Below are 15,929 nucleotides of genomic sequence, written 5' to 3'. Positions count from 1 at the left end.
TATTGTCTTTAATTTTTTACATAAGGCTGCAAACCCGTTCCAGCCTCTGTCACGATCTTGAACAACTTCTGGCACAACGTATAACTCTCCTCCAACAACCCCAAATCACTTGCTCGAGCATTACTCTGCATCAATACCCCCTTATGATATTGATAACGTTGTTGCAAATACAACTGATCTTGGCTTAATGCCAGCATCATCAACTCAAAACGGAAATCTAAATCAATCTGGATACCCGATGGCATATCACCATAGGCCCATGCCTGTAATGCCTCCAATCGACCTTGCCCCAGATTTGAAAAAATAAATTCGATATAAGCATCCAGATTGGTGAAAAAATCTTGAATATCTGTTGGCGTATCCCAACGCCCCGTCAAGGCAAAATGAGGCTCAGCATTGTTTTTCAATCCTATCCTTTTATGCACATCCATCGAACGCAGACGAAAAATCAAACGTTCAGGTAACTGCTGTTGCAGTTGATCAGGAATAAAACGATCGGTAAAATCCATTGCAAAAGACAGCATCGGACTAACAGTTAATTTTCTGAGTACCATTTTGAGTTGGTAAAAAATACCAACTTGTTTTTGGGTCAATAAAAAGCATCGATAACCCGTATCTAATGCCAATTCAGGTCGACCAATATTGCCCCAATTTGAAATAAAATCATGCGCAACGTTAAATACATCTAGCTTTAAATGCTGAGTATAACTTTGCTGCTCAAACCATTGGCTGATCAACTGCTCCGCTTCTGGCATACTTTGTGGGGTTTGAAAATGATTAAGCTGTTTTTGGGGTTCAGCAATTGATTCAAGCACTTTGATCTTTAAAGGCTCTAATAAATACGGCTGCAACATATTTGAAACTGCATTTTCAGGCGATTGCAGCTCACCAATTGCCCACACATTATAATTTGGTTCATAAAAACCAATCCCCGTTTCATGAACGGTCTCATAAAACACCCGATAAACCGCATCGTTTTGTGCTTCATGCTCTAAAACATCAAGTTGCACACTGGCGCATAAACCCTGAGCAAATCGATCCTTAATTCCCTGCACCCACTGCTGTGTCTGTTCAGAAAAGTAGAGTTGATATTGCGGATCACAAATTTTGTCTGAAAAAAGATCCAACCAAGCCTGAAGGGTTTTACCATGGGTAGAAATATTGCGATATTGCTGATGAAGTTCAAAAGCAACTTGTTGTGAATCATCTTCTGCGGGGACTTTGCCTGTAAAAATTTCAGGCTCCCATAAATAAATTGTGTTTAATAACATCTTTTTATCCAATTATGCGTCAAGTTTCGCTTTTTATTTCCCTATCATGACGAAAATTCATTCATTTTAAAAGTACACTTTTATTATTTTTTTAACGTTAGCAAAAATTTATTCCAGATAAAAATATGAAGCCCCGAAGAGCTTCATATCATCAATTTATGACATTCAGATAAAATTATTAAGGGTTCAACACCTTAGTTGCCACTGCTAAATTCTTCGCCGATAAACCCGCCAGTACCAGACTATTATTCATCACAGGAATGCTCCATTTTTGGTTGGCCCCATTGGTACAACGATAGCGGATCAAACGTGCACGATTCTTACTTAAATAACCGCCTTCCAAATCAAAACACTGATTCGACTGCTTAATTGCCTGTGCAACTGCATCAGTTTCCCATATCTGGCTGCTTGCGCTGCCACATGGCTGCAAATTAATCACATTTCCTGCCGTGGTGGTTAAGCATTGATCGATATATTGTTTGTTATGAATTTTACCCAAAGCGTCATATACCCACTTCTCCGAGTCATCACCCACACAACCTGTCGCTCCACTAATAAATGCATTCAATTGCCCATTACCCAATTTCTCGGCTTTTAAACAATTGGTTCGATTCATCAAACTTGTACTTGATGCAATATTCAGATCACCTTTCAGTTCCAGCTTTTCTATAAAGGCATGAAATGCATTTAATGCATCGGTATTTAAATTGGTGAGGTCTGAACGATATACATTGATCCAGCGATTTAAACGATACAGCTTAATTTGCTGTTGGGTATAACGCACCATTTCATTTTGAGCATCTACCGTTAGTTGATCTTTAAAAGTTCGGTATGAATCAAACAGCAGCTTAGATTCAGGAGAGAGATTTACCACTGCCTTATCTTTATTATCGAGTAAAGCCTGTTCTAACTGTGGTAATTCAATCGTTCTCAGGGCTGAGTATTCTGCCTCTTTACCAATCTCAACCGCTGGTGCTAAAGCCACCGTATTGACGGGAATCGACATGCTAGAAAGCAATATCGCTGCTTGATTGGCTTTTTTACAATACAGATTCACTTGCTGCGGTGCTTCACTTTGCGCAAGGTTGACATGGAACTTATTGGCATTGCTATTGGCATTCATACGTTGTGGTGCTAAAGCGATATTTTGACTCGCACTAGCAAACTTCACATTCAACCAACAATTTGCTGTGGTCGCATTTGGATTGCCTTGTGGCAGGTCAAATACATTGCCCCAGTTCCCTTTCGCCGCAGGATAAATCAGGCCAACCTGCGCTTCAGGATCATATCCACCCAAAATCGTATACACAGGCACGCCAAACATTCTTGGTTTCAAATAATTGCCATCAGCTCGGTTATACCAAACATTGCTTGAATTTGGCGTCTTAGGCTGCGCAACTTCCATCACCCGTGTTGTTGCATTCCATTTTTTATAGCCTGTTGGTGAACTGGCATCCCACACGTAACGATCAAATGCTGGCTGAATTTTTAAATAAGTACTGTACCCTGTGTAATGGGTATATTTAGAGATACTACTTGCTGTTGCGCCGCCCGACATCGCATCCCAGCCATAGGCATACTTGTTCAGGAAGTTTGGTACACCATTTGTACCATCACCTAGGTTGGTATTGGTCCAATTGAGGTTACCGCGCATTTTATTTCTAAAGGCAATATAGCCCCAACCACTATCCGCATGATGCGCGGCCCAAAACATATTATCCCCAACTGAACCAGGATAATGTCCAAGCCCATAGTGATGGCCGATCTCATGGCTAAATTCATTGCCCACTGAATCAATCAGGGTCAGCATGCCATTGCCACCGCTTAAGCCATGAGTTGCCTCACCATTGCTATATTTGCCGCGTGCATAATGTGCTACAACACTTTGAGTGATTTGTGGTTGTTCCTGACTCGCCATTGAGGCACTGGTGATTCCCCAATTGGCCAAGTTAATACCTACACCAAATGTCGATTTAGCGGTATTTTCGCGCATATCACCACTATAAACATCGCCTGTAGTAGCACTCACCGCATCATAAATGACTCCACTGGCCACCATGACTTTATTCAGCTTTAAATCATCGTATTTGGTGACAATCATCCGAGCAGCAGGAATAGTCTGGAAATAATCTGTGCCTGCCTTTGCAGGTTCAAGCAGCATATAGTGCCCTGTTGATTTTGGTGGATCGGTTAATAAACCCAAACGAATATTCTGTACCACCAATTCACCCGGTGCGGCTAAATCAATATTGTCCGCAGTTAAATCGCCACTACGATTATTCAGTGGATCAATCACTCGAAGATGTAAACCTGCTCGGATCTCACTCCACTTTAATGCAACCGTCCACGCTCTTTTCGAGTAGCTAACAGGTGGACGTCCATCGGTATTTGACTGATCAGAAGCTGCAATTCTCGACGGCTCTTTCAACTTAACAGTTCTGAGTAATTGATTACCTTGATAAATTTCAACTTGTAGTTTTTGTAAATCACCCATCTCAGCAAGAGGCGTTACCAACAATAAGGCATCTTTTTCTGTGGTTAATCGTGGCATTGAATCTTTTTCATTATTTTTAGGATTAACCACATGACTTTGTGCAAATTGCAACATGGCGGCAAAACTGCCATTCAAATCATTACGTAATAATCGTGGTAGCCCAAGTTTATCGTAATCATAAAAGCCTAATACCGTCTCATCGATCACATCTTTAAGTGGTTCAGGATATTTTTCCACCACAGGAGGAAGCGTTGGGATTTCCGTAGTGCTACCTTCACCTTGGTTGGGTGTCTCAGATGTTCCATCCCCTGGCAGTTCACTGGTTCCATTCCCAGGCGTTGAGTTATTGTTTCCGCCTGCAGTTGTATTATCATTTTTAGGCGGTTCAGTGTTATTGGTTGTATTTGAATGGTCCGCTCCACCGCCGCCACAAGCGGCCAGCATGATTGATAACAAACAAACTGTTAAATGTTTAAGTTGTAATTGCATCACATTTCCCCAAGAAAAACTTGATAAATTATCGTTAATGAAAAATTAAGTTAATTGGTTAAAATTAATATAAATCATGTATTTATATATACTATCAGCTAAAACAGCAGAGGGGGATTAATTTTTAAAAAACAAGAAAACACAGCAGCTTAGATAAAAAGCAACCTTTACATGCCTAAATTCTGATTTATTTTATAATTTTTTAAAATCTTGAATAATTAACTCTTCACGCTTGCCGCGCCAAATCCATTTTAACTTACTACTCCCAAAATCCTCCCCCTCAAACCACACAAATAAACCCTCCATCATGTCTGGCCAATCTGTTTGTTCAATTTGATTTTTACCAGAAATCACCGCAACAATGGCAGCAAGAATCGTGTCATGGCTTACCGCCAAACTGAGACCATTCTGTTGTGTCGGATGGGTATGATAAAGCAATTCCAATACATCGAAGACGCCAGTAATGGGATGTTTCATGCCCGGTAAAGCATTATTCACAAAACTATTAATAAAACCTAGCGCACCCTGTTTACGGAAATAAGGCGCTGCCTGCTGTATATCCAAAACGAAACTACCCGGCTCAACCAATAAACGTTGCTCAACAATTTCAATTTGATGTGTATTGACTGCTTTACGCGTCTCATCTGCACCTTCAATCATTAAGGCAGCTGTATCGACACAGCGCTGAATCGGACTGGAAATACAATGTTGAATGGCACGATCCGTATTGCGGATGAGATATTCACCCCAAGCATAAGCCAGATCACGACCTTGTTCCGTCAGCTGCAAATCATAGCCAGCCAAACCCTGCCCATTCACCAATTCACGTAAAGAGTGGCGCGTAAATAAGGTCACAGGCGTTGAAGCATCAGGAAGTAAATCAATTGCTTCAAACATACTTTTAGGCAATAAGTGCAGGGTCATATTCACATACAAACTTTAATTTAACCCACTATAGCATGAGCCATATAACTCTCAATCTAAAATGCCAGAACGGCTTAGCGCATCATATGCAATATTTTTGCAATGCTGATCACGATAAGCAATAAAGCCACCATTCAACACTGTCTCACGTTGATTATAGAGAAAAGGTTTTTCATCTAAAGTCATCAAGCCCCCCCCAATACTTTCTAACAAGGCTTGTCCTGAGCTGGTATCCCATTCTGAGGTTGGATGGAAACGAGGATAAATATCGATTTCCCCTTCCAGCATCATACAAAACTTATAAGCACTGCCTGCTTCACGACGTTCTACCTGACGGTTCTGTAAGATCGGCTCGATAAAGTTTTTATACTTTGGATTTTTACTATTATGGCTTAAACCAATTTGCAACGGAGCCGCCAGATCATGATCTTCAAGCTGATATTGGAACCATTCTTGTCGGCTAAAACTATATTTATAAGGTAATTGCGAGGTATGTCCGATATACATGACCTGCTCGCATGGCACTGCAATAATGGCAAATATAGTCCGGTGACCGTCAATCAAACTCAGATTAATTGTGAATTCATCCCGCTCATGAATAAATTCTTTGGTGCCATCTAATGGATCAAGCATCCAGCAGCGTTGCCATGCCGCGCGCGCTGAATAATCACTTTCTTCAGACAACACGGGTAATTGTGGCGTAACTGTTGCTAAGTGCTTTAATAAAAAATGATTTACTTTTAAATCTGCTTGGGTGACAGGTGAATCATCACTTTTTTCCTGAATATTAAACTCGCAACCTGCACAATAACTTTGGTATTCTTCCAACAATATTTGACTGGCCTGCGCCATGATCGGAACAAGTTGTGAAATTAACTGATCTTGTGGGACAAGCGTTTTAATAAACATAGACCAACCTTATGTCATATTCAGATTTACAGCAGCAGCCTATTGCCATGTTTGACATGGACGGCACATTACTCGATTTAGCCTTTGATGATTTCATTTGGAATCATTGTTTGCCAGAGCGTCATGCCCAAGTCCATCAATGCACACTTGAGCAAAGCCAACAGACACTCTTTCAATTCTACCAACAACATAAGCATACACTATCTTGGTATTCTTCGGCGTATTGGACGGCTAAAGTTGGAGTCGATGTCTTACAACTTCAATATGAACACCGTGAAAAAATTCGTGCCCGTGTAGGTTGTCATCTACTGTTACAGCAACTGAATGCCCAAGGTTATCGTTGCTGGTTACTGACCAATGCAGATCAAGCTGGACTACAGCTTAAACTTGAAAATGTCGAACTGAGCCCATACTTTGAACTTATGATCAGCAGTGAACAACTCGGGCATGCCAAAGAGGACGTTGCATTTTGGCAAAAATTGCAGCAACGACATCCATTTGATCCAGCACAAGCGGTCTTTATTGATGACACCGTTGCCGTGCTAAAAGGTGCAGAAGATTTTGGTATCACCCAACTGTTCAGTATTCTTCAACCTTCTAGCAGTAAACCAGCAAGACTTTCGACCGAACTGCCTTACCCTGCACTCGATCAGCTCACTGAACTCTTTGATTATCTTGAAACCAACACACAGGTAACAGATGCCAAAACAGCATGAAGCAACAAGCATGGATAGCATGCGCATTGATAAATGGCTTTGGGTCGCACGTTTTTTTAAAACCCGTTCGATTTCCAAAGCTGCAATTGAAGGTGGCAAAGTCCATCACAATAATGATCGCGTTAAAGTCTCCAGAGATGTCCGCATTGGAATGGAACTGACCATTCAACAAGGTTTTGAGAAAAAAACTGTGGTTGTGAAAGCACTTTCTGCCGTCCGTGGTGGTGCACCTGCCGCCCAATTGCTTTATGAAGAAACCTCAGAAAGTATTGAGCGTAGGGAGTTGCATGCCTCACAACGAAAATTGCATAATCTAGCCCGACCAGATCACCGACCAAGTAAAAAAGATCGTCGTGATATCAATCGTTTTAAGCAAGAAAATGTCCAATCTTGGTCTTATCATGATGAATAGATTAGATCGATATTTTCTATTTTTGGATGCGTCATCTCGTGTCGCATAGACACAGATCAGATGTAGAATAAACAACGAGAATCTGCCACTATACTCAAGTCCCAACAAGTTGAGATTCAATACATCCACTTGGGTTAGTCGTTAAGAAATAAAGTTTTGAGGTTTTGAGATGGATGATAATAAAAGTAAAGCGCTACAAGCTGCCTTAGGTCAGATTGAAAAGCAATTTGGCAAAAATACGGTAATGCGCTTAGGTGATAACACCGTATTAGCAGTTGAAGCTGTTTCTACAGGTTCTTTAACATTAGATATCGCATTAGGGATTGGCGGATTACCTAAGGGTCGTATTGTTGAAATTTACGGTCCTGAATCATCAGGTAAAACCACCATGACATTGCAAGCGATTGCACAATGTCAAAAGAATGGCGGTACATGTGCATTTATCGATGCTGAACATGCCTTAGACCCTGAATATGCACGCAAGCTTGGCGTAGATATTGATAACCTATTGGTTTCACAACCAGACCACGGTGAACAAGCATTAGAAATTGCTGATATGTTGGTTCGTTCAGGTGCAATTGATCTGATCGTTGTCGACTCCGTGGCTGCATTGACACCTAAAGCTGAGATTGAAGGCGAAATGGGTGATTCACACATGGGCTTACAAGCGCGTTTGATGAGTCAGGCATTGCGTAAAATCACAGGTAATGCAAAGCGTTCTAACTGTATGGTGATCTTCATTAACCAAATCCGTATGAAGATTGGTGTAATGTTTGGTAGCCCAGAAACAACGACTGGTGGTAATGCACTTAAATTCTATGCATCTGTACGTTTAGACATTCGTCGTATCGGTGCAGTGAAAGAAGGCGATGAAATTACAGGTAACGAAACACGCGTTAAAGTTGTTAAAAATAAAATGGCGCCTCCGTTCAAAGAAGCGGTATTCCAAATTATGTATGGTCGAGGTACCAACCAGCTGGGTGAACTCGTTGATTTAGCCGTTCAACAAGATATCGTTCAAAAAGCAGGTGCTTGGTATTCATACCAAGGTAACAAAATTGGGCAAGGTAAAAATAATGTGATTCGTCATTTCGAAGAGAATCCATTAATGGCTCAAGAAATTGAAAAAATCATTCGTGAACAGCTTCTCACCAAGAACAAAAATGAAGCAGCGCAAAATGAGATTGAAGAAGAACCAGATTTACTAGAAATCTAAACTGAAACGCCCTTCGGGGCGTTTTTTAATGAGGAACGTATGTTTAATTCAGATCAAACCGAGAAACCCAAAACACTGACTGGGCAACGATTACGTTCTTATGCTTTTGCCCTGCTTACGCGTCGTGATTATTCAAAAGCCGAATTAATTACCAAACTGAATCTTTATGCAATCAATCCAGATGAAGTGGCAAACCTTGTTGAAGAGTTAGCACAACAGAACTATCAGAGCGACCAACGCGTTGCCGAACTCACCCTCGCCAGCCAAATTAGAAAAGGCAAAGGCTTACAACGAATCAAACAGGCTTTAAAAGCAAAACAACTGGATGCGGAGCTGATTGTAGAAGAACTTCAAGAAGTGAACTGGCTCGATCAAGCTTATCAGCTCAAAGTTAAAAAATTTGGAGAAGAAGTCGCAACCGACCCAAAAATCAAAGCAAAACAAGTTCGATTTTTACAATATCGTGGTTTTGATATGGGCGTAATTATGAAAGCGATTGCTCGAACGAGCGAAGAGGAATAAATGGTGGCAGCCCTACCAGCATGACTTCGGCACATCATAGTTCTACTACCGTTGCTACCTTCCGGTCCTGGCGGGGTTCGTAGAGTACAATTGCGAAGCTACCAGCAGGGCTACCATTGCCTGACAAAGTATAGAGATTTTTGCCTGAGTTGCAAGACTTGTCTCTGTTTTTAAGCGAGTTTTCAGTTCAACTGCCTAATTCCTCATCAATCGCTATATATTTGTTATCTATTTACTTTCAAGGCGTGCAAACATTAAACAATAACCCGTCATTTTCCTTCAAAAGTGCTTGAAGATTGTAAATGCTTATTGCATTTAAATGAGTTGCTGTTTTAATGGCTTAATCAAAAATCTATATCTGGTGTGTTGCAAGTAAAACGTGAAGACTTGTTCGACCACAGCTTTATATTTCAACTTATGGATGAATTTTTATGCTAAAAAAGCATTCCGTACTTTTTATTGCCCTGCTCAGCAGTGCGCATTTATATGCCAATGTTCCAATTGAATCGCGCTCTTTGAGCCAACAACAAGCCAATAATGTTGTTGCTGGTACTCCTAGTTTAAACTGGGAAATCATGCAAAAGAACCAGAAGCTTGAAGAAGAAATACGTAAATTACGCGGTCAACTTGAAGAGCATGACAATGCGATCGAGCAATTGAAAAAAGAATTGACCAATCGCTATACCGATCTTGATCAGCGTTTAGAGTTACTGTCACAAAAAATTGATCCGCCAGAAGAAAATACCGAAGCTCAAGATCAGACAGCTGCAACAGGAGCTGTCAATGCTGAGACAGCAGCACCTGTAATCGCTCCGACAGCGCCTGCGCAGCAACAAACAGCACCTGCTAAAGCACAGCCCGCTGCGGATCAACCACCTGCAAATACTGCCACCACGAGCAATACCACCAATCAAATCGAGTTAGAAAAAGCAGCCTATACTGTTGCGCTTGATGCATACAAACAAGGTGGTGCAAAAAAAGCCATCCAGCCGATGCAAAACTTCATCAAAAATCACCCGAATGGTATCTATGTGGGGAATGCATATTTCTGGCTTGCTGAATTTTACTTAGCCGTTGAACCAGTAGACTATAAAGCTGCAAAGCAGAACTACAATATTGTGGCGACTCGCTATCCAAACTCAGCAAAAGCATCTCGTGCGGTTTATCAGTTGTATAGCATTGCCAAAGAGGTCGATAAGAATACGGCCCTCGCAAATCAATACAAAAGCAAATTAATCAGCCAATATCCGCAATCTGAAGAAGCTAAATTTATTCAGAAGAAATAATTTATAGCGTCCACAAAAAAGCCAGTTTAAATAAACTGGCTTTTTTTATGCTTAGAACAAACTTATTTGATCTTTGCCTGTGATTTTAAGTATTCAGTATAGTCTTCCAACACCTGCTGACCACGGAACTGTTGATAAAGCTTATTCAACTCTTGCAACTGTTCTGCTGGTAATGTACTAGCTACACTGCTATTTACATTTGAAACAGCAACGATCACCAATTCATTTGGCAATTTCGCCGTCGTCGCAGACCATAAACCTTCTTTGCTTGGCGCTGGAATGCTGAATGCTGCACGCTCAATCGGACGTTTTAAACCTTGTGAACGAGCAAATGTACCTGCATTTTCAAAAGTGACTTGTGATTTTGCAACAACCTGAGCAGCTGGTAGCGTTTTAAAATCAGCAAGGATTGTTGCAATTTTCGCTTGAGCTGCTTTATATGCTTTCGCTTCGATTACTTTTGCTTTCACTTCAGCTGTCGCTTGCTCTAAAGGTTTTACACCTGCTGCATGATAATTACGGACTTTAATCCAGACCGTATCACCATTAGCCAACTGAATGTTTGACGAAGCATTACGATCGCCATTCTTCACGTCGTCATTGAACAGTTTCGCTTTAACGCTCAAATCACTTAAATATGGATTATCTGTAGCTAAAGTTACATCATTTGCAGATTCAATACGCGCACCCTTCACTTCCTGCGCAACCACGTCTAATGAATCAGCCCCAACAACCATTTCATTCAGGTTATTGACTGTATCACTGAATAAATTCGCTGCTTTAGATTTTTCAACCTCGGCAGTTAAACGCGCTTTTTCTGATTCAAATGATGGTAGTTTTACCATTGGCGATTCAGCTTCAATGATGTGATAACCATATTGTGTTTTAACAGGTTTTGAAATTTCACCATTTTTTAATGCATTCACTGCATTATCAAAATCAGCCGAGAATGCACCAGGTGCATAAGCTTCAACCAAACCACCTTGGGTCTTCGAAGTTGGATCATCCGAGAACTGAGCAGCAGCATCTGCGAATGTCATACCTGCCTGAATTTTTGCATAGACATCATTGGCAAGTTTTTGTGCAGCCGCATCATCACGCGCATCAGTGGTGATTAAAATATGCTTAACCTGACGCTTAATTGCTTTTTTCTGTTCATCTACAAAAGCAGTATACGCCTGCTGTAAATCTGCCTCAGTCACGGCAAGATTTGCTTTAGGCAATAACGCTGGTGTTAAAACCACATAATCAACATCGACACTGGCAACTTGCTTAAATTCATTTTTATGCTTGTTGTAGTAGTCTGCAATTTCTTGATTTGAAGCAGTCACACCTTTTTTGTAGTCATCTAACTTAATACTTGCCAAGTGCAATGTACGTTGTTCAGTTTGTAAATTCGCTAACTGTTGCACATCAGACTTACTTACCAATGCATAATCCATCAATGATGTAGAAATCATTTTAAGTGCATGGTCTTGGCGTAAGCTGGCAATCAATGCTTGGTTGGTCATGCCAACAGAGCGCAGATAGTTTTCATATAATTTTTGAGAGAATTGACCATTTTCTTGAAAGCTTGGCTGTTGAGCTAACATTTGCTCAAGTTGCACATCACTTAAAGTTAAACCCAATTTCTCAGCTTGCTGTTGCAACAAACTACGCGCAACAAGTGCATCTAATGCTTTTTCCTGAATAACAGGCAAGTTTAAAAGAGATTCATCACCTTTCACCAATGACAAATATTGATCTTTATAGTTCTTGGTTGCACTTTCTAATTCTTTATTAGAAATATCTTGACCGTTTACTGATTTCGCAACGTCTGCTTTATTGCTACCACTAAAATACCCTTCTATACCGACAAGTGCTAAAGGAGTCAAAAACAAAACTAACAGGACTTTGCCAAGCCAACCCTTAATGAGAGTACGAAACGATTCCATAAGAATTCCAATATTTTATTTCGGGGCAATTTTAACTGAAAAACAAAGACGAATGAATGGAGAATAAAGATCAAATTAACTTTTTCATTCAATAAATAAAAAACGCACCCTAAATGGTGCGTTTATTGATTTAAAAAGATTACGCAACCGAATCTTTTAAACCCTTACCAGCTTTGAAGCTAGGTACTTTGCTTGCTTTGATTTGCAGTTCTTCACCAGTTTTAGGGTTACGACCTGTACGAGCAGCTCGTTCTTTAACGCTGAAAGTACCGAAACCAACTAAAGTAACCGTGTCACCTTTCTTAAGTGCTTCAGTGATTGACGCGATTGTCGCATCGAGTGCCTTACCAGCATCCGATTTAGACACTCCCCCTTTTTCAGCAATCGCATCAATTAATTCTGATTTATTCATGATAAAAAATATCCTCTTAATATCGTTTGTTAAGATCCAAGGCTATAGTTTAAAAGGCCATGACGCCTTTATAGCAATGCTTTGGGGGAGAACGCAATACTAGAAAGACCTTTTAATTAAAATAAATACTGAAATACGACATAAACAGACGAGTTACCTGCCATTTTTTTACTTTTTATTCAATTTGGCCTTCAATTGATTATTTTCTTCGATTAAAGCGTCCACCTTAATATGCAACTGTACAAGAAGCTGTTCGATGTGCTGAAGATCCTTTGGTGTGACCAAACCGATACGGTTGAGTGAATGATTCACACCTGTATCCAGAATCTTCTCAACTTTGTCTTTGGTATCTGTCACAGATTCTTTGGCTTTCTCTGTCACCTTACCGACAGTATTGTCTGCGAAATCGACCGTTTTAGATTCCAGTTCTTCTCCCACCTTGACCAGCGAGTCAAACAATTTATTTCCTTCTTCTTCTGCACGTGAAAAAGCGCCTAAACCCGCAAGCCAAATTTGTTGTGTATATTTTTTGAAATCTAGTGCAGATTTCTTAGAACTCTTTGATTTTTGCTTAGTTTTTACTTCAGCTTCTTCATTAGGATTTTCTATATTTGAGTTATCCATTGACCATTGCTCCTAAGCACTTTACAAACAGTATGTCGTATTTAACCATAAAAATGTTTTTATAATATCAAAGTTAAGACTTGATCGTTTTAAAAAACTGTTCTACAAAGCAATAAAGTCATGTAAATTATTTTTAACAATTGAGTAAGGATACTCAAGTTTACGGACGATATTGTTTCACAACGCTATTGGTAAGGAAAAAGAGATCTATGAGTGATACGCAACAAAGACATAAACATCCCCATTTGTTGCTAAACATTGTCATCATTGTTTTAGAAACTTTTTTCTCCTTCATCCTTACACACGATGCGGCATTACGCCTGCAAGCCCAAAAATTGATCAATCGCAACATGACGATTCGAATCAATAGCTACATCCCTTTTTTCGACTTTTATATTCAATTTACCGAAAAGGGTCTTTTATTTGATATGAAAGCACTCGATCGGACCATTGATTTAGAAATTAATAGCACACTCATCGATCTGATTAAGATTTTTGTGTTTAACAATCAGCGTAGCATCACCAATATGCGTATCTTGGGTGACTCTGCACTGGCAGAAGAATTTCTAGACTTGCTCCCCCATCTCACACTCACAAGTATTTTTGCAAATTGGAAACAATGGTTTAGCCTATTTAACGATGAAGCTGAAGCAGCTGCATCTCAGCAACGTATTGCCCCACTTTTAGATAAAATCGATCAGCAACGCACCGAAATCAACACTTTACTGGTGGAAGTAAAGCAATATCAGAACCGTATTCATCGCCTGCAAAAGCGTCAACGCTTGATTAATATTAGCTTCGCGGTATTCAGCTTTATTTTCATTGCCTTTTTTGTTTATAATACGTGGATACAATAATTCCAATATATTTCACTTTTCACGCTGATATTGGCAATTTAAAACTTGACTATTTTAGTCGGAATTCATAAAATTTAGACATCTAGTCTAACCATGTGTACCGAATCATGCGTCTTACAACTCGCGGTCGTTACGCAGTGACTGCTCTACTTGATTTAGCTTTGCAGCCAACTGAACAAACGATCACGCTTGCGGAAATAGCAGCACGCCAATCCATTTCAGTCGCTTATTTAGAACAGTTATTCGCAAAACTTAAACGTCATGGGTTAGTTTCAAGCGTTCGTGGTGCAAATGGTGGCTATCACCTTGCGCGCACTGCAAGTGAAATCACCGTGCTAGAAATTATCGAAGCTGTAAATGAAACTGTTGATGCAACCCGTTGTGACCACAAAGGCAACTGCCAGAATGGTGCAATGTGTTTAACGCACGACTTATGGCAAGAACTCTCCCACCATATTGCCGATTATCTCGCAAAAATCACACTTGCTGACTTAATTGCGCGTGACAACGTTCAAACTGTTGCTCTACGCCAGAATTCACCAAGTTTAGATTCAGCCCTTCTATCGGTTACAGGTATTTGACATGAAACGTCCAATTTATCTTGATTACGCAGCAACCACTCCTGTACTGCCTGAAGTTGCAGAACGTATGGTGGAGTGTTTAACGTTCGAAGGAACTTTTGGTAACCCTGCGTCACGTTCACATGCTTATGGTTGGCAAGCCGAAGAAAAAGCTGAATATGCGCGTGAGCAAGTTGCAAACTTAATTAAAGCAGATCCACGTGAAATCGTTTGGACTTCTGGCGCAACTGAATCTGACAACCTTGCATTGAAAGGAATTGCTCAGTTCTACGGTTCAAAAGGCAAACACATCATTACAAGTAAAATCGAACACAAAGCTGTGTTAGATCCTTGCCGTGAGCTAGAAGAACAAGGTTTCGAAATTACATATTTAGAGCCAGAACCACGTACAGGTTTAATTACACCTGAAATGGTGAAAGCAGCTTTACGTCCAGATACGATTCTTGTATCCCTCATGATGGTGAACAACGAAATCGGTACCGTAACAGACGTTGCTGCAATTGGTGAGTTAACACGTGCCAATAAGACATTCTTCCACGTCGATGCCGCTCAAGCAGCAGGTAAAGTTGAAATTGATCTTTCAACTATGAAAGTCGACTTGATGAGTTTCTCTGGCCACAAAATTTATGGTCCTAAAGGTATTGGCGCACTTTTCGTTCGCCGTAGCCCACGTGTTCGCTTAAAAGCACAGATGCACGGTGGTGGTCATGAGCGTGGTATGCGTTCTGGTACTTTAGCGACACACCAAATTGTTGGTATGGGTGAAGCTTTTGAAATTGCAGGCAAAACAATGCAAGCAGAGCAAGAGCGCATTCGTAAATTACGCGACAAGCTTTGGAATGGCTTACAAGAACTTGAACAAGTGTTCTTGAACGGCCACCCTACTCAAAACGTTGCAAACTATCTAAATGTGAGCTTCAACTTCGTTGAAGGTGAGTCATTGATGATGGCGCTGAAAGACGTTGCTGTTTCAAGCGGTTCAGCATGTACATCTGCAACTTTAGAGCCTTCATACGTTTTACGTGCGTTAGGCTTATCTGATGAGTTAGCACACAGTTCAATTCGTTTTAGTTTTGGTAAATACACAACTGAAGCTGATATTGACCATGTATTAACAATTACCAAAGCTGCTGTAGAGAAATTACGTGAACTTTCTCCGCTTTGGGATATGTACAAAGAAGGTATCGACCTTTCAACAGTTGAATGGGCTGAACACTAATTCATGCATTGCTCAATTGAGCACTCATTGAAAAGCGTATTTTAACCCTCATATTAATATTAG

At 40.4% G+C, this 15,929-nt stretch carries 15 protein-coding genes and 1 other RNA gene; 8 read left to right on the top strand and 8 right to left on the bottom strand.

Annotated elements, in window-relative coordinates:
* Positions 1–8 precede the first annotated feature (8 nt).
* The 4 genes from F887_RS11010 to F887_RS11025 form a co-directional block, all read right to left on the bottom strand.
* Entirely contained in the window at positions 9–1,271 is a 1,263-nt protein-coding gene (locus tag F887_RS11010) for a hypothetical protein (RefSeq protein WP_005293162.1), read from the bottom strand.
* A gap of 178 nt (positions 1,272–1,449) precedes the next feature.
* Positions 1,450–4,254 carry a M66 family metalloprotease gene (locus F887_RS11015; protein ID WP_005293160.1) on the bottom strand — a complete coding sequence of 935 codons (2,805 nt, stop codon included), beginning with the start codon at positions 4,252–4,254 and terminating at the stop codon, positions 1,450–1,452.
* A gap of 192 nt (positions 4,255–4,446) precedes the next feature.
* On the bottom strand, positions 4,447–5,178 hold the full coding sequence (locus F887_RS11020; protein ID WP_005293157.1) for a histidine phosphatase family protein: 732 nt from the start codon (positions 5,176–5,178) through the stop codon (positions 4,447–4,449).
* Positions 5,179–5,229: 51 nt separating this feature from the next.
* Entirely contained in the window at positions 5,230–6,087 is an 858-nt protein-coding gene (locus tag F887_RS11025) for a 3'(2'),5'-bisphosphate nucleotidase CysQ family protein (RefSeq protein WP_005293153.1), read from the bottom strand.
* 11 nt (positions 6,088–6,098) lie between these two features.
* On the opposite strand from F887_RS11025, the gene F887_RS11030 reads away from it, so the two are divergent.
* From F887_RS11030 to F887_RS11045, 4 genes are all read left to right on the top strand, one after another.
* Entirely contained in the window at positions 6,099–6,803 is a 705-nt protein-coding gene (locus tag F887_RS11030; protein WP_005293150.1) for an HAD-IA family hydrolase, read from the top strand.
* Positions 6,787–7,215, top strand: coding sequence for an RNA-binding S4 domain-containing protein (locus F887_RS11035; protein ID WP_005293147.1), 429 nt, complete (start codon positions 6,787–6,789; stop codon positions 7,213–7,215). Before F887_RS11030 ends, F887_RS11035 begins: the two co-directional genes overlap by 17 nt.
* 169 nt (positions 7,216–7,384) lie before the next feature.
* The gene (gene recA / locus F887_RS11040; RefSeq protein ID WP_004807961.1) at positions 7,385–8,431 is read left to right on the top strand and encodes a recombinase RecA; all 1,047 of its coding nucleotides are present in this window, start codon (positions 7,385–7,387) and stop codon (positions 8,429–8,431) included.
* Positions 8,432–8,470: 39 nt separating this feature from the next.
* Complete coding sequence (locus F887_RS11045) at positions 8,471–8,953, top strand: regulatory protein RecX (protein ID WP_005293144.1); 483 nt, start codon at positions 8,471–8,473, stop codon at positions 8,951–8,953.
* A gap of 10 nt (positions 8,954–8,963) precedes the next feature.
* Here F887_RS11045 and ffs read toward each other — a convergent pair.
* Positions 8,964–9,060, bottom strand: an RNA gene (gene ffs / locus F887_RS18280) — signal recognition particle sRNA small type.
* A gap of 324 nt (positions 9,061–9,384) precedes the next feature.
* On the opposite strand from ffs, the gene F887_RS11050 reads away from it, so the two are divergent.
* The gene (locus F887_RS11050) at positions 9,385–10,239 is read left to right on the top strand and encodes a YbgF trimerization domain-containing protein (protein WP_005293142.1); all 855 of its coding nucleotides are present in this window, start codon (positions 9,385–9,387) and stop codon (positions 10,237–10,239) included.
* A 62-nt stretch (positions 10,240–10,301) separates the two neighbouring features.
* Here the strand turns inward: F887_RS11050 and F887_RS11055 are convergent, their stop codons facing one another.
* The 3 genes from F887_RS11055 to F887_RS11065 all read right to left on the bottom strand — a co-directional run bounded on the left by F887_RS11055 (position 10,302) and on the right by F887_RS11065 (position 13,209).
* Positions 10,302–12,173, bottom strand: coding sequence for a SurA N-terminal domain-containing protein (locus F887_RS11055; RefSeq protein ID WP_005293139.1), 1,872 nt, complete (start codon positions 12,171–12,173; stop codon positions 10,302–10,304).
* Between the two features lie 139 nt (positions 12,174–12,312).
* The gene (locus F887_RS11060; RefSeq protein ID WP_004639426.1) at positions 12,313–12,585 is read right to left on the bottom strand and encodes an HU family DNA-binding protein; all 273 of its coding nucleotides are present in this window, start codon (positions 12,583–12,585) and stop codon (positions 12,313–12,315) included.
* Between the two features lie 168 nt (positions 12,586–12,753).
* On the bottom strand, positions 12,754–13,209 hold the full coding sequence (locus F887_RS11065; RefSeq protein ID WP_005152136.1) for a phasin family protein: 456 nt from the start codon (positions 13,207–13,209) through the stop codon (positions 12,754–12,756).
* 209 nt (positions 13,210–13,418) lie between these two features.
* Here F887_RS11065 and F887_RS11070 point away from each other — a divergent pair, with 209 nt between their 5' ends.
* The 3 genes from F887_RS11070 (at position 13,419) to F887_RS11080 (ending at position 15,866) form a co-directional block, all read left to right on the top strand.
* Positions 13,419–14,066, top strand: a complete 648-nt coding sequence (locus tag F887_RS11070; RefSeq protein WP_005293137.1) for a hypothetical protein — start codon at positions 13,419–13,421, stop codon at positions 14,064–14,066.
* Between the two features lie 107 nt (positions 14,067–14,173).
* Positions 14,174–14,647 (top strand): Rrf2 family transcriptional regulator, encoded by a 474-nt coding sequence (locus F887_RS11075; RefSeq protein WP_004807972.1) that lies wholly within the window; start codon positions 14,174–14,176, stop codon positions 14,645–14,647.
* 1 nt (position 14,648) lies between these two features.
* Positions 14,649–15,866, top strand: coding sequence for an IscS subfamily cysteine desulfurase (locus F887_RS11080; protein ID WP_005293135.1), 1,218 nt, complete (start codon positions 14,649–14,651; stop codon positions 15,864–15,866).
* The last annotated feature ends 63 nt before the right edge of the window (positions 15,867–15,929 follow it).

Origin of the sequence: Acinetobacter sp. NIPH 2100 (assembly GCF_000369805.1) — a bacterium.
GTDB lineage: Bacteria > Pseudomonadota > Gammaproteobacteria > Pseudomonadales > Moraxellaceae > Acinetobacter.
The sequence above is the reverse complement of the archived record's forward strand: the minus strand, read 5'-3'. Positions and strand labels throughout refer to the sequence as shown.

Excerpts from the sequence above, each read along its gene's own strand:
- F887_RS11050 (WP_005293142.1), top strand. The coding sequence starts at position 9,385 with ATGCTAAAAAAGCATTCCGTACTTTTTATTGCCCTGCTCAGCAGTGCG.
- recA (WP_004807961.1), top strand. The coding sequence starts at position 7,385 with ATGGATGATAATAAAAGTAAAGCGCTACAAGCTGCCTTAGGTCAGATT.
- F887_RS11075 (WP_004807972.1), top strand. The coding sequence starts at position 14,174 with ATGCGTCTTACAACTCGCGGTCGTTACGCAGTGACTGCTCTACTTGAT.
- F887_RS11030 (WP_005293150.1), top strand. The coding sequence starts at position 6,099 with ATGTCATATTCAGATTTACAGCAGCAGCCTATTGCCATGTTTGACATG.
- F887_RS11060 (WP_004639426.1), bottom strand. The coding sequence starts at position 12,585 with ATGAATAAATCAGAATTAATTGATGCGATTGCTGAAAAAGGGGGAGTG.
- F887_RS11015 (WP_005293160.1), bottom strand. The coding sequence starts at position 4,254 with ATGCAATTACAACTTAAACATTTAACAGTTTGTTTGTTATCAATCATG.
- F887_RS11020 (WP_005293157.1), bottom strand. The coding sequence starts at position 5,178 with ATGACCCTGCACTTATTGCCTAAAAGTATGTTTGAAGCAATTGATTTA.
- F887_RS11055 (WP_005293139.1), bottom strand. The coding sequence starts at position 12,173 with ATGGAATCGTTTCGTACTCTCATTAAGGGTTGGCTTGGCAAAGTCCTG.
- F887_RS11035 (WP_005293147.1), top strand. The coding sequence starts at position 6,787 with ATGCCAAAACAGCATGAAGCAACAAGCATGGATAGCATGCGCATTGAT.
- F887_RS11070 (WP_005293137.1), top strand. The coding sequence starts at position 13,419 with ATGAGTGATACGCAACAAAGACATAAACATCCCCATTTGTTGCTAAAC.
- F887_RS11045 (WP_005293144.1), top strand. The coding sequence starts at position 8,471 with ATGTTTAATTCAGATCAAACCGAGAAACCCAAAACACTGACTGGGCAA.
- F887_RS11025 (WP_005293153.1), bottom strand. The coding sequence starts at position 6,087 with ATGTTTATTAAAACGCTTGTCCCACAAGATCAGTTAATTTCACAACTT.
- F887_RS11080 (WP_005293135.1), top strand. The coding sequence starts at position 14,649 with ATGAAACGTCCAATTTATCTTGATTACGCAGCAACCACTCCTGTACTG.
- F887_RS11065 (WP_005152136.1), bottom strand. The coding sequence starts at position 13,209 with ATGGATAACTCAAATATAGAAAATCCTAATGAAGAAGCTGAAGTAAAA.
- F887_RS11010 (WP_005293162.1), bottom strand. The coding sequence starts at position 1,271 with ATGTTATTAAACACAATTTATTTATGGGAGCCTGAAATTTTTACAGGC.